The organism is Plantactinospora sp. WMMC1484, from assembly GCF_049315195.1.
In the GTDB taxonomy this organism is placed as follows: Bacteria; Actinomycetota; Actinomycetes; order Mycobacteriales; family Micromonosporaceae; genus Plantactinospora.
Genome location: NZ_CP186055.1, coordinates 5,125,546 through 5,147,135, shown reverse-complemented (window position 1 = coordinate 5,147,135; position 21,590 = coordinate 5,125,546). Strand labels below are relative to the sequence as shown.

Here is a 21,590-nt window from a genome sequence, read left to right as displayed (position 1 = left end):
CCCGTGGACGACACGTCGCCAGGCGTCGTCTACCGTCGGGATCATCCCCGTCAGCTCCGCCGACCCACCGGCCGGCCCCGACCCCTCGAGGACCAGAGCATGCAGCGCTACGTCCAGGCGGCGCCCGTACCCGCCGACCCGTACTTCGGCGACCGGCTGCTGCGCTCGTGGCTGGACCGCCAGCTCGGCCGGGACGGGCACCGCGCGGCGGCGGAGCGGCTGGCCGCGCTCGCCACGGACGTCACCGGGCCGCTGCGGGCCGCACACGCCGACGCCGAGGCGCATCCGCCGGCCCTGGTCCGGTACGGGCCGTGGGGAGCCAGGATCGACCGGATCGAGACCTCCGCCGGATGGCGGGCCCAGCGGGCGGCGGCGGCCCGGCACGCCGTGGTCGCGCTCCCCTACCTGCCGCAGGCCCGCGGCACCTGGGGGGCGGCGGCCCGGGTCGTCCAGCACGCCCTGCTGCACCTCTACGGTCCGGAGTCGGCCACCTTCTCCTGCCCGGTGGCGATGAGCGACGGCGCCGCAGCGCTGCTCGCCCGCCCCGAGGTCGACCCGGCGGTCCGGGACGCCTGGCTGCCCCGGCTCACCGCCACCGATCCGGCGGAGGTGGTCAACAGCGGGCAGTGGATGACGGAGTCGCAGGGCGGCTCCGACCTGGCCCGCTCGACCACCACCGCACGACCGGCCGGCGACGGGGCGTGGCGGCTCACCGGGGAGAAGTGGTTCTGCTCGGCCGCCGACGCGGAGCTGGCGGTCGCGCTGGCCCGCCCGGAGGGCGCCGGGCCGGGCAGCCGGGTCCTGGTGCCGTTCCTCGTCCCCCGCTACGCCGCCGACTCGCCGCTGGCCGCGCCGGGCGCCGATCCGGCGGCTCCGGCTCCCGGGGTCACCGTGCGCCGGCTCAAGGACAAGCTCGGCACCCGGGCGCTGCCGACCGCCGAGATCGGGCTGCACGACGCGTACGGCTGGCCGCTGGGCGACCCGGCCGGGCCGGGGCTGAGCCGGGCGATGACCCTGGTCGTGGTGACCCGGTTGCACAACGCGGCGGCGGCCGCCGCCGGCATGCGCCGGGGGCTCGGGTACGCGCGGGTGTACGCCGACGCCCGGCAGGTGGCCGGCGGACGGCTGATCGCCGCACCCCTGCACCGGGCCATCCTCGGCACCCTGGCGGTGGACGCGGCCGGCGCGTTCGTGCTCGCCGGGCACGCCTTCGCGCTGCTCGGCCGGGTCGAGATCGGGGCGGATCCGGTCGCCGCCGCCGAGCTGCGGATCGTGGCGCCGCTGGCCAAGCTCGCCACCGGGCGGCTGGCGGTCTCGTCGGCCAGCGAGTACGTCGAGGCGTTCGGCGGCGCCGGGTACGTCGAGGACACCGGCGTGCCCCGGCTGCTGCGCGACGCCCAGGTGCTGCCGATCTGGGAGGGCACCACGAACGTGCTGGCCCTGGACGTGCTCCGGGCCGTGCTGCGGGAGGACGCCGCCGCGCCGCTGCTGGACCGGCTCGACGCGGCCACCGACACCGCCCGGCGCCTGCACCCGGCGCTGGCCGACGCGCTCGGCGCCGCGACGGCGCAGCTGCGGGACTCGCTCGCCGAGGTGGCCGCCGGACCGGAGTCGGACGCGGTCCTGGCCGGGGCGCGCGGGCTGGCACTGCGGATGGCGTACGCGCTGGCCACCGCCCTGCTGGTCGAGCAGGCGGCCGGCGGCGGCGACGAGACGGCGGAGGTGGCCGCCCGGCTCTGGGCGCGACGCTGGCTGCGCGGCGCCGACATCGCGGCGGATGCCCATCACGAGCTGGACGTGCTCTGCTGACCGGCGCCGCGAAGAACCGCGGCAGTCAGCCGCGCCGACGGGTCCGGGCCGCCCAGATGGCGTACGCCGGGTCCCGGTCCAGGTTGTGCCGGTCCCGGTCGTAGCGCCGGGTGGTACGCGGGTCGGCGTGCCCCATCGCGTCCTGCACGTCCTCCAGCGGCACTCCCTCGGCGCGGGCCGAGGTGGCGAAGGCGTGCCGCAACGAGTGCGGGGAGAGTCGTTCCCAGGCCGGGATACCGGCCACCCTGGCCAGCCGCCGCACCAGCCGGAAGACCGCGTGCCGGTCGAGCCGGTTGCCGGTGGCGGTCACCAGCAGCGCGCCGGTCAACTGCGCCACCGGTCGTCCCGCCGCGGTCGCCCGCGCGGCGAGGTAGGCGTCCACCGCGTACGCCGAACCGGGGGTCAGTGCCCGGCGGCGGGCCCGGCCGCCCTTGCCGACGAAGCGCAGGCTGCGATGCCCCCGCTCGTTGCCGAGGTCGGTCAGGTCCAGCGAGACGAGTTCGCCGACCCGCAGCCCCAGGTCGGCCAGGAGCACCAGCACGACCCGGTTGCGCAGCGCGTTCGGCCCGGTGTCCGCCTCGGCGGCCACGAGCAGCGCGTCGACCTCGTCGGGGGTGAGGCCGACGGTGGCGGAGTGGTCGCGGTCGACCCGGGGCCGGTCCGCCCCGGAGACCGGGTTGGCGGGCACCGCCCCGAGCCGGCCGAGAAAGGTGTACCAGCTCGACAGCGCGGAGAGCTTCCGGGCCACCGTGGCCGGGGTCAGTGGGCGGCCGCTGCGTCGGTCGACGCTGGCCTCCAGGTCCCGGGCGTACGTGTTGACGTGCAGAAACGTGGCGTCGAGCGGGTCGATCTCCCCGTCGGCGCACCAGGCCAGCCAGCCGGCGACATCCCGCCGGTACGCGGCCCGGGTGTGCTCGGAGAGCCGGCGGTTACGCAGCCATGCCTCGGTGAAGTCGGCCGGGGTGTGCGGCGGCACCGGCCGGGTCGCCGCCCGGCGCACCAGGATGGATCGGGACACGCGAAAAAGGCTCTCAGATCGGGCGCCCCAGATCGTGATGACGCGCCCGGCGTCGGCCACGCGATGAAACGTCGGCTGAGCGACGAAAGTACCGGGGCGCGCTGGCGCCCCGGTACGGCGTGGTGTGACGGCGGGTCGTCGAGGGGGTCAGGACCTGATCTGGCGAGGGCCGCCGCCGGAGACGGTCACCTCGACCCGGCGCGGCTTGGCCCGCTCGGCCACCGGGATGCGCAGGGTCAGCACCCCGGCCTCGTAGCCGGCTTCGAGCTTGTCGGTGTCGAGGGTGTCGCCGAGGAACAGCTGCCGGGTGAAGACTCCCATCGGCCGCTCGGCGGCGACGAGTTCGATCTGGTCACCGGTGGGGCGGCGGCGCTCGGCGCGCACGGTGAGCACGTTGCGCTCCACGGTGCACTCGATGCTGTCCGGGTCGACGCCGGGCAGGTCGAAGGCGGCGTAGAAGTAGTCGCCGTCCCGGTAGGCGTCCAGGTGCATGACCGCCGGCCGGCTGGTGGTGCCGAAGAACTGCTCGGCGATCCGGTCGATCTCACGGAACGGGTCGGTGCGCATCAACATCGTCGATCCTCCTCGGTTCTCCTGGGCCGAAGGCTCAAGTTGAGTCTGGGTGACTCAACTCCTCCTCCTTATTACCTCCTGTCCGGCTCCGCCGTCAAGTCCGCCGAGGCGTTTCTCGAACCAGTGCTCGGCGTACGGGTCCACCGAGTAGGCGGGGACCTCCCGGTAGCCCTGTCGGGCGTAGAGCGCCCGCGCATCGAGTTGACCGAGCAGGGCCGTGCCGCCTGGCTCGGCGCGATGGACGTCCTCGGTCACGAGGAATACCGGCTGCTCGGCGCACTCACCGCCGACGAGCGCACCCTCGCCGACGCTGCGCCGGGTCATGATCGCCGCAGAGCGGCCGTCCACCCCCTGACACCACGTCCCGCGCCGGCAGCCCGACCGGCACCGGGGCCCCGGCCGACTGTCAGAGCTCGAAGAGGTCCGCCAGGGCGGCGCCGATCCGGGCCATGCTCGCCCCGGTCGCCATCCCGACCCGCTCCACCGCGACCGCCGCCGGCACCCGGCGCAGCCGGTTGACCACCACGACCCCGGTCACCGGATCGGTCTCGGCCAGCGGCACCACGAACGGCGGCAGTTCGGTGCTGCCGCGTTGCCGGACGATCGGCGCGCAGTACGGGGAGGCGGAGGGCCGATCGTTGTGCGCGTCGCCGGAGAGCACGACGACCCGGTGCCGGGCCTGCTGGGCGGGGTCGCCGACGGTCCAGATCTCGCCCCGGTTCACGCGGCGCCGGCCAGGTCCGACCAGTCCGCGTCGACCTGGTCGGCATAGCGGTCGAAGGCGTCGAGCTCGTCCCGGACCTCCGGGTTGGCGGCGAGCCACGCCTCGTGCTGGTGCGCCGCCGCGCGGAGGGCCTCCTTGCGGGCCGCCCGGTCGATCCAGGCGGAGAGGGAGAGACCGTCCTGCTTCGCCGCGGCCCGGGCCCGGGCGAGCGTGTCCGGCTTCAGGCTGAGGGTCACCTTGTCGGCCATAACCGCGATGGTACGCCCGGTGGTATGGACAGAGGTATCCGCAGCGCCGGCTCGCAACGCCGCACCGGTCACCCGTCCAGCGGGGCTCGAGGGGTCGGGGCCGGCCGGTGGGGTCGGCGCGACCGGCTGCGCCCCCCGGCGGAACTGCCGGGCCGGCCGGGTCCGTGAGCCTGTCCGCCGGGAGTACGGTCGGGGTGTGCCGTCGTCCCCGCTCCGGGTTGCCACACCGGCCGCCTGCCCGGCAGATCCGTCCGTGCGCGACGGGACCGGTGAGGATCGGCGCTGGCTCAGGGCGGCCATCGAACTGTCCCGGCTCTCACCACCCTCGCCGAGCCACTACGCCGTCGGAGCGGTCGTGGTGGACCGGCACGGTGTGCCGCTGGCGACCGGCTACACGGGCGAGACCGACCCCTCCTACCACGCGGAGGAGGCCGCGCTGGCGAAGCTCGCCGCCCGGGAGGATCTGGATCTGGTCGGGGCCACCCTCTACACGTCGATGGAACCCTGCACCGCCCGCAGGTCGCGGCCGGATCCGTGCACCGGCCTGCTGCTCGCGGCCGGGGTCGCGCGGGTGGTGCTGGCCCTGCGCGAGCCGCTGCTCTTCGCCGACTGCGACGGGGTGGCGACCCTCCGGCAGGGCGGGGTCGACGTCGTCGAGATCGGCGACCTGGGGGACCTCGTGATCGAGATCAACGCTCACCTCCTGAGCCGCTGCCGTAGCTGAGCCGTGGCGGCGGTGGGCCCACACCTCGCGGCGACATCCCGGGTGGGTCATAGCGCGCGGAGGTATTCGGCGGTGAACTGCGGAAACGTCCACTGCAGCATTCTTCGCCCCACTTATGTTCTTCGGTTGAAAAAGAGCACTTAACTGGCGGGTAACACCACGAACTTAGCGTGCCACTGGACGTGAAATCGACTCACGTAAGTCCGATCTGGACATCTCTTGGACCGCACGTCAGAGCCCCCACTACCCACGAGGTTCCGATGCCTGCTGCCCGGGTTCCGTTCGATCTTGTCATCGCTCTCACTCCCAGCGGTGGCACCGAACCTAGTCCGCACCTCGTCACCGCGGCCCGCGCCGGCGGCGGCCGGGGAGTACTCGATCTGGCCGGCGGCGGCGACCGCGCACTGGCGGCCATCTCCGCGGCGGCGGCGACCGGGCCGGTGGGGATCCGCGTCCCCGCCGGCTGCACGGCCATGCCGTCCGACACAGAGCATGCCGGCGCCGGCCGGGTCGACCTTGTCGTGCTCCCGGTGGACAGCCCGTGGGCGGTGGCCGAGACCGCCGGACGGTTCCGGGTACTCGTCGAGGTGACCAGCCACGCCGAGGCACGCGCTGCCGCCGTCGCTGGAGCGCACGGCCTGATCGCCCGTGGCGCGGAGTCGGGCGGGCGGGTCAGCGAGCTGAGCGCCTTCGTGCTGACCCAGCAGTTGCTCGCCGACGAGGCGCTGGACCTGCCGGTCTGGGTCGCCGGCGGCATCGGTCCGCAGAGCGCGGCGGCGTGCGTGCTCGGCGGCGCGGCCGGCGTGGTGCTGGACAGCCAACTCGCCCTGATGCCCGAGTCCGAGCTACCCGACGAGGTACTCGCGGCGGTACGCCGGATGGACGGCTCGGAAACGGTCCTCGACGGCCAGCAGCGTGGCCTGAGAGTCGACGACGCCCTGCTACCGATAGGTCCCGACGGCTGGCTCGCCACCGCGTTCGCGCAACGGTGGCGGGACACCCGCGCCGCGGTACGCGGGGTCCGCGCGGCGATCCTTGCGGTGCTGGACGACGAGGCCGCCGCTCGCACGCTGGCGCCGGACGCGCCGCTGGCGCGGGCGCTCGGCCTCCGGATCCCGGTGGCTCAGGGGCCGATGACCCGGGTCAGCGACGAGGCGGCATTCGCGGCGGCGGTCGCGGCGGACGGCGCCCTGCCGTTCGTCGCGCTGGCCCTGGCCGACGCCGCGCAGTCCCGCCGGATGCTCACCGAGGCGAACCAGGCGCTGGGCGACACGCCGTGGGGCGTGGGCGTGCTCGGCTTCGCCCCGGAGGAGCTGCGCGCCGCCCAGGTCGAGGTGATCCGCGAGGTACGGCCGCACTGCGTCATCATCGCCGGCGGTCGACCGGCCCAGGCCAAGGCCCTGGAGGCCGAAGGCATCGCCGCGTTCCTGCACGTGCCGTCGCCCGTCCTCCTCAGGCAGTTCCTGCGGGCCGGCACGCGCCGGTTCGTCTTCGAGGGCGCCGAGTGCGGCGGGCACGTCGGGCCGCGTACCAGCTTCCCCCTCTGGGAGGCGCAGTCGGCGGTCCTGGCGGAGTTCCTCGACGAGCAGCCGGCCGAGGCCGCCGCCGAGGTGCAGGTCTTCTTCGCCGGAGGCATCCACGACGCGCGGTCGGCCGCGATGGTCGCCGCGCTGGCCGCGCCGCTGACCCGGCGCGGGGTGCAGGTCGGCGTGCTGATGGGCACCGCCTACCTGTTCACCCGGGAGGCGGTCGAGCACGGCGCGGTACGGCCGCTGTTCCAGCGCGCGGCGCTGGACGCCACCCACACCGCGCTGCTGGAGACCGCCCCCGGGCACGCGACCCGCTGCCTGCCCAGCCCGTTCGTCGACGACTTCCACCAGCTGCGCACCGACCTGGAGACGGCGGGCGTGGAGAGCCGGCAGATCTGGGAGCAGCTGGAGGTGCTCAACGTCGGCCGTCTCCGCATCGCCAGCAAGGGGCTGCGGCGCGAGGGCGACCGGATCGTGGCCGTGGACGAGGCGGTGCAGCAGACCGAGGGCCTCTTCATGGCCGGCCAGGTGGCGGTGCTCCGCTCGGACCGGACCACCGTCGCCGACCTGCACCACGGCGTGACAACGGCGGCTGCGGAGTTCCACGAGGCCAGGGTGGCGTCCCTGCGCGACGAGCTGGCACCGGCAGGTCCGGCCGTCGAGGCGCCGTCGCCGCTGGACGTCGCCATCGTCGGCATGTCCTGCGTCTTCCCCGGCTCACCGGACCTGGCCTCGTTCTGGCGGACCATCCTCGACGGCCGGGACGCGATCAGCGAGGTGCCGGCCGACCGGTGGGACGTCGACCACTACTACGCGCCGGAGGTCGGCCCGGGACAGGCCGGCCGGATCAGCGTCTCCAAGTGGGGCGGCTTCCTCGACCCGGTGCCCTTCGACGCGATCCGGTACGGCATCCCGCCCGCGGCACTGGCCAGCATCGACCCGACCCAACTGCTCGCCCTGGAGCTGTCGCACCGGGCGCTGGTCGACGCCGGTTACCCGTACGACGCGCCGGGTGCCGACCACTCACGCACCGGGGTGATATTCGGCGCCGAGGCGGGCAGCGACATGGCGAACGCGCAGACGCTGCGGACGATGCTGCCCGGGTACGTCGGCGAGGTGCCGGCCGGGCTGGAGGAGCAACTGCCGAGGGTCACCGAGGACTCGTTCCCCGGCATCCTCGCGAACGTCATCGCCGGCCGGGTCGCCAACCGGCTCGATCTCGGTGGGCCCAACTTCACCGTCGACGCCGCCTGCGCCTCGTCGCTGGCAGCCCTCGACGCCGCCTGCAAGGAGCTGGTCGCGGGTGGCAGCGACCTGATGATCTGTGGCGGTGCCGACCTGCACAACGGCATCAACGACTATCTGATGTTCACCTCGGCGCACGCGCTGTCGCCGACCGGGCGCTGCCGCACCTTCGACAGCACCGGCGACGGGATCGCGCTCGGCGAGGGTGTCGCCTGCCTCGTACTCAAGCGGCTCGCCGACGCCGAGCGCGACGGCGACCGGATCTACGCGGTCGTCAAGGGCATCGGCGCCTCCAGCGACGGGCGCGCGCTCGGCCTGACCGCGCCGCGCCCCGCCGGGCAGCGCCGGGCGCTGGACCGGGCGTACCAGCGCAGCGGCGTCTCGCCCCGGGACGTGGAGCTGGTGGAGGCGCACGGCACCGGCACGGTGGTGGGCGACCGCACCGAGCTGGAGACCCTCACCACGAAGTTCACCGAGGCCGGGGCCGACCCCGGCAGCTGCGTGCTGGGCTCGGTGAAGTCGCAGATCGGGCACACCAAGTGCGCCGCCGGACTGGCCGGCGTCATCAAGGCGGTGCTGGCGCTGCAGACCGGAGTCAAGCCGCCGACCAGCAACCTGAGCCGCCCCAACCCGGCGTGGGATCCCGAGCGCAGCCCCTTCGTCTTCCACACCGAGCCCCGGCCCTGGCTCACCGCGCACACCCGGCGGTACGCCGGGGTGAGCGCGTTCGGCTTCGGCGGCACGAACTACCACGTGGTGCTGGCCGCCCATCCGGGTGTGCCGGAGCCGCGGCACGCCCGCGACGAGTGGCCGGTCGAGCTCTTCTGCTTCCGCGGTGCCGACCGGAGCGCGGCGCACCGCGCGGTCGAGCGGCTCGTCCAGCAGGCCGAGGGCCGGTCCCGGCGGCTGCGTGACCTGGCTGCGGCGCTCGCCCTGGAGTCGGACCGGCGCAGCGGGCCGGTGCAGGTCGCGGTCGTCGCCCGGGATGTCGACGAGCTGCTCCGGCTGCTGCGCCGGGCCCTGGCCGGCGAGCACGCGCCCGCCGACGGGCTGGTGCAGCCGGACGCGCCGACGGACGGCAAGGTGGCGTTCCTCTTCCCCGGGCAGGGCAGCCAGCGGCCGGGCGCGCTCGCCGAACTCTTCGTGGCCTTCCCCGAGCTGCGCCGCTATCTCCACCTCGGAGACCAGTGGGTCGGCACGCTCTTCCCGCCCTCCGCCTTCGACCCGGAGGTGGCCCGCGCGCAGGACGACCGGGTACGCGACACCCGGGTCGCCCAGCCGGTGCTGGGCATCGGTGGCCTCGCGGTCGACCACCTGCTCGGCCGGCTCGGCATCCGGCCGGACATGGCCGGCGGGCACAGCTACGGCGAGCTGGTAGCGCTCGCCGTAGCCGGGGCGTTCGACCCGGCGACCCTGCTCACGCTCAGCCGGGAGCGGGCCGCCGCGATCCTCGCCGCCGCCGGCGACGACCCGGGCACGATGGCCGCCGTCGGCGCCACACCGGCCCAGGTGGCGGAGGTGCTCGCCGGCGCAGGGCTCGCCGGTGAGGTGGTCCTGGCCAACCACAACGGGCCGGCGCAGGTGGTGATCTCCGGTCCCACTCCGGCGGTGCGGGCGGCGACCGCCACGCTGAAGGCGGCCGGGCTGGCCGCCCGGGCGATCCCGGTCGCCTGCGCGTTCCACAGCCCGGTCGTGGCCGCTGGCGGGGAGCGCTTCGCCGCCGTACTCGCCGGCCAGCCGGTGGGCGCGCCCGGGATCCCGGTCTGGGCCAACCGGACAGCCACACCGTACGCGCCGGACGCCGCAGCGGTCCGCGCCGGGCTGGCGGCCCAGATCGGGGCACCGGTCCGCTTTGTCGACCAGATCGAGGCCATGTACGCCGACGGCGCGCGGGTCTTCGTGGAGGCGGGTCCGGGCACGGTGCTGACCAGGCTCGTCCGCGCGGTGCTCGGTGAGCGCCCGCATCTCGCGGTGGCCTGCGACGGTGCGCCGCGCGAGCCCGGCCGGCAGGGCCCCGGTGAGGGGCTGCGCGCCTTCCTCACCGCCATCGCCGAGCTGGCCTGCGCCGGGGTGCCGGTGCGGCCCGGCTGGCTCTTCCACGGCCGCGACGCGGCGGCCGGCACGATCGCCGAGCCGGTCGGGCGGCCGACGTGGACGGTCGACGGCCAGCTGGTCCGGGACAGCAACGGGGCGAGCCTGCGCGGTGGCATGGCACCCCCTCGACGCATCAAGGAGTTGCCGGTGAACGGGTCCGACAGAGTCGATGCATTCAACGGCGGCCGGGACAGCCGGGACGAGCTGCTCAGCGAGTTCCTGCGGACCAGCCGCGAGATGATCGCGTCCCAGCGCGACGTCCTGCTCGCGTACTTCGGTGCCGGGCAGCTCACCTGGCAGCCCGCCCCGGCTCCGGCGCCGCCCGCGATCTCCATGGCGGTCACGACCGTGGCGGAGGAGCCGTCCGCACCACCCGTACCGGTCGCGCCGCTCGCGGCGGCGGCCGCCGCGCCCGCACCGGCGTCGCTGCCGGCGGTGGCGGCTGCCGGGATCGATTTCCAGGGATCCGTGCTGGCGGTGATCAGCGAGCGGACCGGCTACCCGGTCGACCTGATCGACCTCGACCTCGACCTGGAGGCCGACCTGAGCGTCGACTCCATCAAGCGCGCCGAGGTGGCCGGCGAGGTCGCGTCCCGGCTCGGGCTCTCCGCCGACGGCGACGAGGCCGAACTGGAGGACCTGGTCCGGGCACGCACGGTACGGGCCATGGTCGCCTGGCTCACCGCGAAGGTGGACGGGGTCGGCGGTGCGGGCGTCGCGGCGTTATCGGCGGGGCCGGACTCGACCGGCCCGCCATCCGAGTCCACCGGGGTCGCGCCCGAGCGCATGCTCAGCACGCTGGTCCCGCTCGACGACGCCCCGGCCCGACCGACGGCCCCGCTCGCCGGTGCGACGTTCGCCGTGGTCGGCGACCCGACGGCGGTACGGCGGATGGCCGAGCTGCTCGACGGGCACGGTGCCACGGTGCGGGAGGCCAGCGACGAGGCGTCTGCCGCCGCCGACGGCCTGATCCTGCTCGGCGAGGCAGCGGCGCTCCCGGGGGCGTTTCCGCTCGTCAAGAGCGCCCTCGCCGGTGGTGCCCGCTGGCTCCTCGCGGCCGTCGACACAGCGGTCGGCGCCGCTGCCGCCGACGGGACCGCTGCCGCCGACGCAGTAGCGGATGACGTGGTGGTCGCCGGGATGGCGGCCGGCGACGGCCTGCGCGGCTTCTTCCGCACGGCCGCCCGAGAGTACCCGGACCGCACGGTGCGGCTCGTGCTGACCGAGGGCGCGGCGTCCGACGGCGAACCCGCCGGTGCCGGGCTGGCGAGCGCGATCGTGGACGAGCTGTGCAGCGGCGGGGACGCGCCGGTCGTCGTCCGGGCGGACGGCCGGCGGTACGCCTACGACCTGGCGCCGGAGGCGCTCGGCACGCTGGCGGTCGGTGGCGCGGGACCGGCCGGCGACGGCGTGGCGGAGGCACGGGCGATCGGGCTCGACCGGGACTCGGTCCTGGTCATGGTTGGCGGCGCCCGGGGGATCACCCCGTGGTGCGGTCGCGCGCTCGCCGCCGCCACCGGCTGCCGAATCGAGCTGGTCGGCCGCACCCCGCTGCCGGTCGAGGCGGAAAGTCCGGAGCTGGCGGGTCTGGACGGTGCCGAGCTGCGCGCCGCACTGGCCCGCCGGGGGGTCGGCTCCCCGGCCGAGATCGAGCGGGCCGCGCGGGCCGTCCTGGCCGGCCGCGAGGTCGAGGCGACCCTGCGCGAGCTGCGTGAACTCGGCAGCGACGTGCGGTACCACGCACTGGACGTACGCGACGGGGCGGCGGTGAGCCGCCTGCTCGCCCGGGTGCACGCCGAACGTGGCCGGATCGACGGGCTCGTCTATGCCGCCGGTGTCATCGAGGACAAGCTGATCGCCGACAAGACCCCGGAGTCGTTCGCCCGGGTCTTCGGCACCAAGGTCGACGGCGCGCGGGCGGTGCTCGGCGCTCTCGGCGGCCTCTCCCCCGCCCCGCGGTTCGTCGCGCTCTTCGGCAGCATCGCGGCGGCGTACGGCAACCGGGGTCAGGGCGACTACGCCGCCGCCAACGACGCGCTCGACACCCTCGGGGCGCGCTGGGCGACGGAGACCGGCAACCGGTGCCTGACCCTCCACTGGGGACCCTGGGCGCCCGGTGCCGGGCACGGCGGGATGGTCACCGCCGAGCTCGGCAAGGAGTACGCCCGGCGCGGCATCAAGCTCATCGATCCCGAGGAGGGCGCGCTCTGCCTGCTGCGGGAGCTGGCCTGGGGCGACCCGGCGACCACCTCGGTCGTCTACACGGCATCCGGCTGGTGAGCTCTGGTGACCGAGGCGACGCTGACGGAGGCGGGACAGTGACCGGACACCAGATCGCCATCGTGGGGATGGCGGCGCTGATGCCTTCGGCGGGCACGCTGGAGGCGTACTGGCGCAACCTCGTCGACGGCGTCGACGCGATCACCGACGTGCCGCCGCAGCGCTGGGATCCGGCGTTCTACGACCCGGACGAGGCACACCGGCCGGACCGGCTCTACTGCCGGCGCGGCGGCTTCGTCGACGAACTGGCCACCTTCGACCCGCTCCGGTTCGGGATCATGCCGGCGTCGGTCGGCGACATCGAGCCCGACCAGCTCATCGCGCTGCGGGTCGCCGCCGCCGCCATCGACGACGCGGGCGGCCCGGACCGGATGCCGGCCGGTGACCGGGTGGGCGTCATCCTCGGCCGGGGCGGCACGCTCAGCCCGGCCCAGGCCCGGTACGCCACCCGGGTGCGGGTGCCCACCCAACTCGTCCAGGTCCTCCGCGAGGTCCTGCCCGACGTCGAGCCGGAGCGGATCGACCTGGTGCGGCGCCGGTTCGAGGAGCGGCTCGGCCGGCACCAGCCGGAGGGCACCATCGGCATCGTGCCGAACCTGGCCGCCTCCCGGGTCGCGAACCGGCTCAACCTGCGCGGCCCGGCCTACACCATCGACGGCGCCTGCGCCTCGTCACTGCTCGCCGTCGACCAGGCGATCGGGGAGCTTGACGGCGGGCGGCTGGACGCGGTCCTCGCCGGCGGCGTCCACCACACGCACGACATCAGCTTCTGGTCGGTCTTCAGCCAGCTCGGCGCCCTCTCCCGGCGCGGCCAGATCAGGCCCTTCGACGCCTCGGCCGACGGCCTGCTGATCGGCGAGGGGACCGGGATCGTCGTCCTCAAGCGGCTGGCGGACGCGGTGCGCGACGGCGACCGGATCTACGCGGTGGTACGCGGCAGCGGCACCTCCAGCGACGGGCGCGCGGCGAGCATGTTCAACCCGGCCACGGCCGGCCAGGTGCTGGCGATCCGGCGGGCCTGGGCCGCGGCGGGCCTGGACCCGGCCGCGCCCGACGCGCTCGGGCTGCTGGAGGCGCACGGCACCGCGACCCCCACCGGGGACGCCGCCGAACTCGCCACCGTCGCCGAGGTCTTCGGACCCCACCGGGGCGGACCCCGGCCGGTGATCGGCTCGGTCAAGTCGATGATCGGGCACGCCATGCCGGCCGCCGGCATCGCCGGGCTGATCAAGGCGGCGCTCGCGATCCACCACGGCGTGCTGCTTCCCACCCTGCACTGCGCCGCGCCGCGCCCGGAACTGGAACAGACCCGGTTCGCCCCGATCGCCGCCGCGCAGCCGTGGGAGTCTGCGGGTCCCCGGCGGGCCGGCGTCAACGCGTTCGGCTTCGGCGGGATCAACGCGCACGTCGTACTCGAACAGGCGCCGCAGAGCGCGAACGGCCGGGGCTCCAGCGCGGGCGTACCCGCCGGCGGGGTCGCCGTCGACGAGCCGGACCAGGTGCTCTGGCTGGCCGCGCCCGATCCGGCGGCGCTCGGTCGGCTACTCGACGCCGACGACGCCGCGGTGCGTGGGGCCGGCCTGAGCGCGAGCGCGGCGGTCACCGCCGGCGGGCGGTGCCGGCTCGGTGTGGTCGGGCCGGACGAGCGGCGGCTCGCCGTCGCCCGCCGCGCGGTCGCCACGGGCAGCGCGTGGCGCGGCGCCCGGGACGTCTGGTTCAGCCCGGAACCGCTGCTCGGCGATTCCGGGCCGGGCCGGCTGGCGTTCGTCTTCCCCGGCCTGGAGGCCGAGTTCGCACCCCGGACCCGCGACGTCGCCGCCCGCTTCGGGCTCGCCGACCGCGACTGGTCGGCGCTGGACCTGGGTCGGCACGGCGCCGGCGTCATCGAGGTGGGCAAGCTCTTCGACCAGGCGCTCGGCCGCATCGGCATTCGCCCGGACGCGGTCGCCGGCTACAGCATCGGCGAATGGGCGGCGGCGGCCACCACCGGGCAGGTCAGCGCATCGTCGATGGACGAGTTCCTGGCGCTCTTCGACGCGGCGTCGGTGGAGGTCTCCGGCTACGCGTTCGCGGTGGCCGGCGCACCGGCGGAGCGGGTCGGACCGCTGCTCGACCGGCACTCCGAGCTGGTGCTCTCGCACGACAACACGCCCTCGCAGTGCATCGTGAACGGCCCCGAGCCCGAGGTGGACCGCCTCGTGCAGGCGCTGCGCGCGGAGAACGTGCTCTGCCAGAAGCTGCCGTTCCGCTCGGCGTTCCACACCCCGAGGTTCGCCACCGGCCTGCGGGCGATCGGTGACGCGCTGCGCCGCAGCGACGTGCACCGGCCCCGGGTACCGGTCTGGTCGGCCACCGTCGCGGCGCCGTTCCCACCCGAGCCGGAGCAGGTCCAGGAGATCTTCGTGCGGCACATGCTCGAACCGGTACGGTTCCGCGCACTGGTCGCCGCCATGTACGACGCGGGCGTGCGGGTGTTCCTCCAGGTCGGCACCGGCCAGCTGGCCTCGCTGATCGCCGACAACCTGCGCGGGCGCGACCATCTCGCGATGCCGGTCAACGTGCCGCACCGCAGCGGCCTCAACCAGCTGCGCCGGGTCGCGACCGCGCTCTGGGTCGAGGGCGCCGCCCCGGACCTGGCCGCGCTCGACCCGACACCGACATCGACGCCGGCGCGTCCGGCCCGGACGGGTCCGGTGCTCACGCTCGACCTCGGCGGCTCGCTGGTCACCCTCGGCGAGGGTGCGAGCGGGCTGCTCGGCAGCGGCGCGCCGCCCGCGTCCCCCACGGGGCCGGCACCGGCGCGCACCGGCGAGCCGGTGCCCGCGCGCACTGGCGAGCCGGTCGCGGACGGGGCGCTCTCCACGCTGGACCGGCTCGCCGGCCGGTCGAGTGCCGCCGCCGAGCTGGCCGCCCTGCTGCGCGACACGGCCGGCAGCGCCGTCACCGTGCTGGAGGCCGCGGCGCGCCCCCCGGCCCCGCAAGCGCCCGGGCCGACACGGCCCGCGCCCGGGCCGACACGGCCCGCGCCCGGGCCGGCGGCGGCACCGGCGGCACCGGCGGCACCGGCGGCACCGGCCCAGGCGTACCGCACCGTGCTGCGGGCCAGCGTGGAGACGATGCCGTACCTGCGGGACCACTGCTTCTTCGTCCAGCCCGACGACTGGCCGGACCTGGAGGACCGGTGGCCGGTCGTGCCCGCGACCACCGTCGTACAGCACATGATGGACGCCGCGGAGGCGGCCGCACCCGGGAAGCGGGCGGTCGCCGTCCGGGACGCCCGGTTCAACCGCTGGATCATCGCCGCACCGCCGCAGGACATCACGATCACCGTGACGCCGACCGGACCGGGACGGATGTCGGTGCAACTCGGCCAGTACGCGCGCGCCACGGTCGAGGTCGCCCCCGACCACCCGACCGTCCCGCCCGAGGTCTGGGAGCACGACCCGGCCACCGAGTGGCCGACCCCGGTCAGCGCCGCCGAGATGTACGCCGACCGCCTCATGTTCCACGGGCCGCTCTTCCAGGCCGTCACCGCCGTACACGCGCTCGGCGACCGACACGTGCGTGGCCTGCTCACCACGCCCACCCCGCCGGGCGGCCTGCTCGACAACGCCCTCCAGGTGATCGGCAACTGGCTCGTCGCCACCCAGCACTCCCGCACCGTCGCACTGCCGGTCGGCCTCGGCCACGTACGCTTCTTCGGGCCGGCACCGGCGGCAGGCACCCTCGTCGAGTGCGTGGCGCGGATCGAATCGATCGACGACGCCCAGATCGTCGCCGCCGCGCAGCTCGTGGTCGAGGGACGGGTGTGGGCGCAGATCGACGGCATCCTCGACCGGCGGTTCGACAGCCACCACACCGCCAAGCCGGCCGAACGCTTCCCCGAGCGCTATCCGATGTCGCTACGGCAACCGGAGGGCTGGGCGATGGCGTTCGACTGCTGGACCGACCTGGTCACCCGGGGCATGGCGGCACGTGCCGTCCTCGGCAACGCGCGGTACGCCGACTACGAGCGGCAGCCGCCCGCCGAGCGCAAGGGGTGGCTGCTGGGCCGGATCGCCGCCAAGGACGCGGTGCGGTTCCGGCTCTGGGAGGACGGCCACCGCACCGTCTATCCGATCGAGCTGACCGTGACCGACGAACCGGACGGCCGACCCCGGATGCGGACGTCGCCGATGCGTGACTACCGGGCATGCGACATCTCCCTGGCCTACACCGGCGAGATCGGGGTGGCGATCGCCAGGGCGCGCGAGCCCGGCACGCCGCCCGGAGCGCCGGGCGTGGGGATCGACGTCGCCGAGATCGCCGACCACCCCGCCGACACCGTCCACACCGCACTCTCCGCGCAGGAGAGGTCGTTGCTGGCCTCCCTCGGCGGCGACGCGGCGGAGTGGTTCGCCCGCTTCCGGGTGGCCAAGCGGGCCGCCGGCAGGGCCGGAGGCATCGAACCCGCCGGAGGCATCGAACCCGCCGGAGGCCCGCGCCGGCCGCAGGTCGTGGCGGCGACGCCGCAGGCGCTCACCGTCGAGCTGGCGGGACACGCCTACCAGGTCGGACATCGCATCGTGCACAACCCCGACGACCTGCCGCCCCGGCGGTACGCCGTCGGTTGGACATGGGGACCCCTCCCCACCGGTCGTGAGTAGCAGAAGGGACGAGTGCAGATGGGCGCGGAGCAGGCCAGCATCCTCGCGGAGGTCGCCGACATGCTGCGAGCGGTCCTCGGCGACGCCGCCGAGGACGACATCACCATGGAGACCACCTTCCGGTACGACCTGGAGATGGAGAGCATCGACATCGTCGCACTCGCCGGACGCCTCCAGGCCCGCTACGGCAACGCCGTCAACCTCGCGCAGTTCGTCGCCGCCCTCGACATCGAATCGGTACGCGACCTGCGGGTCGGTCAGCTCGTCGACGTGATCGCCAAGGCGCTGTCGGAAGCCGACCCGGACCGGGTGCCGGCATGAACTCCGTCCGCGCCAACGGGATCGCCGTGCACGTCGCGCAGCTTCCGCCGGCCGGCGACCGGCCCGCCCCGCCCACGGCCGTGATGATCCACGGCATGGCCGGCGACACGCTGGCGAGCTGGTACTTCACCCTGGCCAAGCCGGTCGCCGACGCAGGGCTGCGGGTGGTGACCTACGACCTGCGTGGGCACGGGCGCACCCAGCGGCCCCGTACCGGCTACACCCTGGACGACTTCGTCGACGACCTGGACGCGCTGCTGGTGGCGCTCGACGTCACCGGCCCGGTCCACCTGCTCGGCAACTCCTTCGGCGGCACGATCGCGTTCGGCTACGCGATCCGCCGACCCGAGGCGGTGGCCACGATCACCACCATCGAGTCCGCACCGCCGACGCAGGCCTGGTTCCTCCGCATCGCGTACCGGTTGAGCCAGGCCGCCCAGCCCGGCCGCCGGCTGGCGGCCGCCCGTGACTTCGTCGGGACCACGAGTGTGGCCCGGGAGCTGCCGGCGAGCCGGCTGCCCGGCGACGCGCGCATCGCCGCGATCGACTGCCCGGTGCTCTGCGTCTACGGCGGTCACTCCCGGGTCGGCGAGCTGGCGCCGGAGGTGCGGCGGCTGCTGCCGCACGCCGAGGTGGTGGTCGTACCCGGCGAACGGCACTCGCTCCTCGTCGACCGGCCGGAGACGGTACGCGAGGTGGTGCTGCCCTGGCTGCTCCGGCACACCCCGCAGGAGGTGGGGCGATGACCACGGCGCCGGACCGCGCGATCATCATCAGCACCGGCCGGTGCGGGTCGACGCTCCTCTCCGACCTGCTGCACACCGATCAGGGCACGCTGTCGGTGCAGGAGTTCTTCATGACGGCCGCGCTGCTGGCGCCGGACGACGAGGAGGTCTCCGGCGCCGACTACTGGGCGCTGCTGAGCTGCGCCAAACCCGACCTTGCCGCCCTGTTCCGGATCGGCATGCCGCCGAAGGAGGTGCACTACCCGAGCGGCGGCCGGTGGGGCGCAGACCTGACCCGGCTGCCGTGGATCCTCGCGATCACCCTCTCGAAGCTCACCGCCGATCCGGACCGGCTCTTCGACGCGCTCGCCGAGCGGGTGCCGGCGTTCCCCCGCCAACGGGTCTCGCGGCACCATCAGGCGTTCCTGGACCTGCTCACCACGCTCGGCGGCCGGCGCCGGTGGGTGGAACGCTCCGGTGGGTCCAGCTACGTGGCGCCGTACCTGCTCCGCAGCTTCCCCGGCGCGAAGGTCGTCCACCTGACCCGGAACTGGGAGGAGACGGCCCGGTCGATGAGCCGGCACCCCTCGTTCCAGCTCATCCAGCTGCGTGTGGAGTCGCTCGGCCGGTACGGGCTGGACCCGTTCCGGGTCACCCCGGAGACCGCCGTGCCGGCGGCGTTGGAGCGCTACCTGCCCGAGCGGCTGACCGCCGACGCACTCCGCGAGCGGGGCCGCGACGTGCGCCGCTACCTCGGCCTCTGCGCGTTCATGACCGCCCAGGCCGAGCAGGCGATCGGCGACGCACGACCCGAACACCTGCTGACGATGCGCTACGAGGACCTCGTCGAGGCGCCCGTGGCCGAGCTGACCCGCCTGGGCCGGTTCCTGGAGCTCGACGACCCCGACGGCTGGGCCGCGCAGGTGGCCGGCCGTGTCGGTGTCCCGGTACGCGCCTGATCCCGCCACACGCTGATTCCGCGACATGCCTGGTTCCGTGACACGTCTGAGGAGAGGACATTCGTTGAAGAGACTCTTTGCCGCGGTCGTGACCGTCCTGGTGGTCACTCCGCTCGGCGCCACGCCGGTCGCCGCCGGCCGACCACCCGAGTTCCGGTTCGAGCTGCTCGCGAAGGCCCAGCCGGACGAGTGTTTCGACGGCGTCGGCCAGCCCTACCCGGCCGGGCCGCCCTGCGCCGAGGGCCAGCCAAAGGTGAACCAGGCATACGTCTGGGGCATCACGCTGACCGGCAACCACCTGTGGTTCGGCACCGGGGCGAACCTGCACTGCCTGACCAGTGGACGGACCCTCGACGCCAAGAACCCCTCCCTCAACGACGACTGGGTCTGCGAGTACGGCGAGAGCCAGATCGCCAAGCGCAACCCGAACCTGCCGCCCTACCTCGGCGACCACCGCATGCCCCGGTTGTACCAGTACGACCTGCGTCACCGGAGGCTGACCGAGAAGACGTCGGCGGCGACCGCGTCCCCGACCGGACTGCAGCTCCTGCAGGGCACCGCCGGGATCCGGGCGGCCGGCAGCCACCGGGGCGTCGTCTTCTTCGCCGGTCCGGGGATCAACGCCACGATGAACATGTTCGCCTTCGACGCCGACACCGGCGCCTTCCTCGGGGCGAAGAACTTCCCGGAGTACGGCAACATCCGGCACTTCCTGGTCACCGGCGGCGCGCTGTACGCCGGTGTCGGTGTCGGTGGCAACGGCGGCGAGGGTGGCCACGTGCTGCGGTGGACCGGCGGCAAGTCCGACCCGTTCGCGTTCGTCTCCGTGGCCGACCTCCCCGCACAGCCCGCCGACCTGGCCGTCCATGACGGTCGAATCTTCGTCAGCACCTGGCCCGGCCCGGCCGCCTCCGGCGCCGCCGCCGACGACGCCCCGGCACCGAGCAGGCTCGCGAGCGTGTGGATGAGCCCGCCGCTCTCCGCCGGCCGGCCCGGCCTCAACCCCGCGGACGCCGACGGGTGGACCCAGGTGTGGTCGGTGGCCGAGTACGAGCCCGACATCGTCACGGCGCACACCTACGCGCTGGGCGGGCTCGCCTCCTACGGCGGCTACCTCTACTGGGGCACCATGCACGTGCCGCTGAAGGCGACCACCACGCACATGACCCTCTACCCTCCGAAGGACGAGGCCGGCACCCGGGCCGCGATCGAGAACACCCAGCGGGCGATCTCCATCTTCCGCGGCCGGGACCTCGGCGGCCGAAGGGAGAAGGTCGATCTGCTCTACGGCGCCGCACAACTGCCCGCGTACGACCCGGCGGCCGCCGACGGCGCGGGCGCGTGGGCGGCCGCCCCGACCGGATACACCCCGATGTACGGACCGTCCGGCTTCGGCGAGCGGTTCCTCAACTACACCTGGAAGATGGTGGTGGCGCAGGGGAAGCTCTTCGTCGCCACGATGGACTGGAGCTACCTGGCCAAGGAGATGAACGAGGGCACCGGCGGCGGGAACGCGCCACCTCCCACCTACGGCGGTGACCTCTACGTCTTCGACTCGCCGCACCGGCCGGCCCGGGCCGTCGACAAGGCAGGATTGGGCAACTACCTCAACTACGGCATCCGCAACATGGTGGCCTCCGGCTCCACGCTCTATCTCGGCATGGCCAACCCGATGAACCTGCGCACCGATCCGGACGACGACGTGCCGGAGGGCGGCTGGGAGCTGCTCAAGCTGACCATGGACTGTAGATGACCTGTCTCCGTTGGGTGGCGGCGGCGGCCGTGGTCCTGCTCTGCTCGGGGTGCGACCCCGGGCGGCCGGACCCTGCACCGTCGCCGCCCCTGCCGGAGGGTTCGTCGGCACACACGATCACGGTGGACGGGCGGGAGCGGACGTTCCGGGTGTACCGGCCCGGCTCCCTGCCCTCCGCCGGAACGGTCCCGCTCGTCGTGATGCTGCACGGTGCGCTCGGCGGCGGCAGGCAGGCGGAGTCCTCGTACGGCTGGAACGCCGTCGCGGACCGGGACGGCGTCGTGGTCGCCTACCCGGACGGCCTCAACCACGCGTGGGCGGTCAGCGACGGCTGTTGCGGCCCACCGGCCCGCGACGGGGTCGACGACGTGGCGTTCGTCGCACGGGTGGTCGACACCATCTCCGCCCGGCTGCCGGTCGACCCCACCCGCGTCTACGCGGCCGGCATCTCCAACGGCGGCATGCTCGCCTACCGGCTGGCCTGCGACACGGAGCCGTTCGCGGCGATCGGGGTGGTGTCGGCGACGATGCTCGGCCCCTGCGACGACCCCGCGCCCACGTCCGTGATCCACATTCACGGCACGGCGGACCGCACCATCCCGTACGGGGGCGGCCCGGGCCGGCGCGACAACGACGGCACCGGCCCGAACCCGGCCAGGATCGACGGCCCACCGATCCCGACCGTGGTCGACACCTGGCGCCGCGTCGACGGATGCGCCGCGCCGCAGCGCAGCACGTCCGGGCCGGTCACCCGCGCGGTGTCGACCTGCCCGGACGGGCGGGCCGTGGAACTGGTCACCATCGCCGGGGCCGGACACCAGTGGCCCGGTTCGCGGCCGCCGGGTCCGGTGGCCCGCCGGCTCGGCCTGGACGAACCATCCACCGCGCTGGACGCGACGGAGACGATCTGGCGCTTCCTGCACGCGCATCCCCGGCCGTAGC

The 21,590-nt window shown here is 74.6% G+C and carries 14 protein-coding genes; 9 read left to right on the top strand and 5 right to left on the bottom strand.

The annotated features are described in order from the left end of the window. Positions 1–99: 99 nt before the first annotated feature. Entirely contained in the window at positions 100–1,809 is a 1,710-nt protein-coding gene (locus ACN28C_RS22525) for an acyl-CoA dehydrogenase family protein (RefSeq protein ID WP_422769513.1), read from the top strand. A gap of 25 nt (positions 1,810–1,834) precedes the next feature. Here the strand turns inward: ACN28C_RS22525 and ACN28C_RS22520 are convergent, their stop codons facing one another. The 5 genes from ACN28C_RS22520 to ACN28C_RS22500 all read right to left on the bottom strand — a co-directional run bounded on the left by ACN28C_RS22520 (position 1,835) and on the right by ACN28C_RS22500 (position 4,372). Continuing rightward, positions 1,835–2,827, bottom strand: a complete 993-nt coding sequence (locus ACN28C_RS22520; RefSeq protein ID WP_422769512.1) for a tyrosine-type recombinase/integrase — start codon at positions 2,825–2,827, stop codon at positions 1,835–1,837. A gap of 147 nt (positions 2,828–2,974) precedes the next feature. Beyond that, entirely contained in the window at positions 2,975–3,400 is a 426-nt protein-coding gene (locus ACN28C_RS22515) for an Hsp20/alpha crystallin family protein (RefSeq protein ID WP_421492909.1), read from the bottom strand. 54 nt (positions 3,401–3,454) lie between these two features. After that, positions 3,455–3,748, bottom strand: a complete 294-nt coding sequence (locus ACN28C_RS22510; protein ID WP_422769511.1) for a hypothetical protein — start codon at positions 3,746–3,748, stop codon at positions 3,455–3,457. 58 nt (positions 3,749–3,806) lie between these two features. Beyond that, positions 3,807–4,124, bottom strand: a complete 318-nt coding sequence (locus tag ACN28C_RS22505; protein WP_421492913.1) for a type II toxin-antitoxin system PemK/MazF family toxin — start codon at positions 4,122–4,124, stop codon at positions 3,807–3,809. Next, positions 4,121–4,372 carry a hypothetical protein gene (locus ACN28C_RS22500; protein ID WP_422769510.1) on the bottom strand — a complete coding sequence of 84 codons (252 nt, stop codon included), beginning with the start codon at positions 4,370–4,372 and terminating at the stop codon, positions 4,121–4,123. The genes ACN28C_RS22505 and ACN28C_RS22500 overlap by 4 nt, the downstream gene beginning before the upstream one ends. Before the next feature lie 253 nt (positions 4,373–4,625). Here ACN28C_RS22500 and ACN28C_RS22495 point away from each other — a divergent pair, with 253 nt between their 5' ends. The 8 genes from ACN28C_RS22495 to ACN28C_RS22460 all read left to right on the top strand — a co-directional run bounded on the left by ACN28C_RS22495 (position 4,626) and on the right by ACN28C_RS22460 (position 21,589). Further along, complete coding sequence (locus ACN28C_RS22495; protein ID WP_422769509.1) at positions 4,626–5,096, top strand: dCMP deaminase; 471 nt, start codon at positions 4,626–4,628, stop codon at positions 5,094–5,096. A gap of 260 nt (positions 5,097–5,356) precedes the next feature. Then, entirely contained in the window at positions 5,357–12,244 is a 6,888-nt protein-coding gene (locus ACN28C_RS22490) for an SDR family oxidoreductase (RefSeq protein WP_422769508.1), read from the top strand. Between the two features lie 38 nt (positions 12,245–12,282). Further along, the gene (locus tag ACN28C_RS22485; RefSeq protein ID WP_422769507.1) at positions 12,283–16,890 is read left to right on the top strand and encodes a beta-ketoacyl synthase N-terminal-like domain-containing protein; all 4,608 of its coding nucleotides are present in this window, start codon (positions 12,283–12,285) and stop codon (positions 16,888–16,890) included. Between the two features lie 18 nt (positions 16,891–16,908). Beyond that, positions 16,909–17,211: an acyl carrier protein gene (locus tag ACN28C_RS22480; protein WP_422769506.1), complete on the top strand. Its 303-nt coding sequence runs from the start codon at positions 16,909–16,911 to the stop codon at positions 17,209–17,211. Then, complete coding sequence (locus ACN28C_RS22475) at positions 17,208–17,957, top strand: alpha/beta fold hydrolase (RefSeq protein ID WP_422769505.1); 750 nt, start codon at positions 17,208–17,210, stop codon at positions 17,955–17,957. Before ACN28C_RS22480 ends, ACN28C_RS22475 begins: the two co-directional genes overlap by 4 nt. Beyond that, a complete protein-coding gene (locus ACN28C_RS22470) occupies positions 17,954–18,895 on the top strand; it encodes a hypothetical protein (RefSeq protein ID WP_422769504.1) in 942 nt (313 codons plus the stop codon). The genes ACN28C_RS22475 and ACN28C_RS22470 overlap by 4 nt, the downstream gene beginning before the upstream one ends. Positions 18,896–18,959: 64 nt before the next feature. Then, positions 18,960–20,648 carry a hypothetical protein gene (locus ACN28C_RS22465; protein WP_422769503.1) on the top strand — a complete coding sequence of 563 codons (1,689 nt, stop codon included), beginning with the start codon at positions 18,960–18,962 and terminating at the stop codon, positions 20,646–20,648. Next, positions 20,645–21,589 (top strand): alpha/beta hydrolase family esterase, encoded by a 945-nt coding sequence (locus ACN28C_RS22460; protein ID WP_422769502.1) that lies wholly within the window; start codon positions 20,645–20,647, stop codon positions 21,587–21,589. Before ACN28C_RS22465 ends, ACN28C_RS22460 begins: the two co-directional genes overlap by 4 nt. Position 21,590 lies beyond the last annotated feature (1 nt).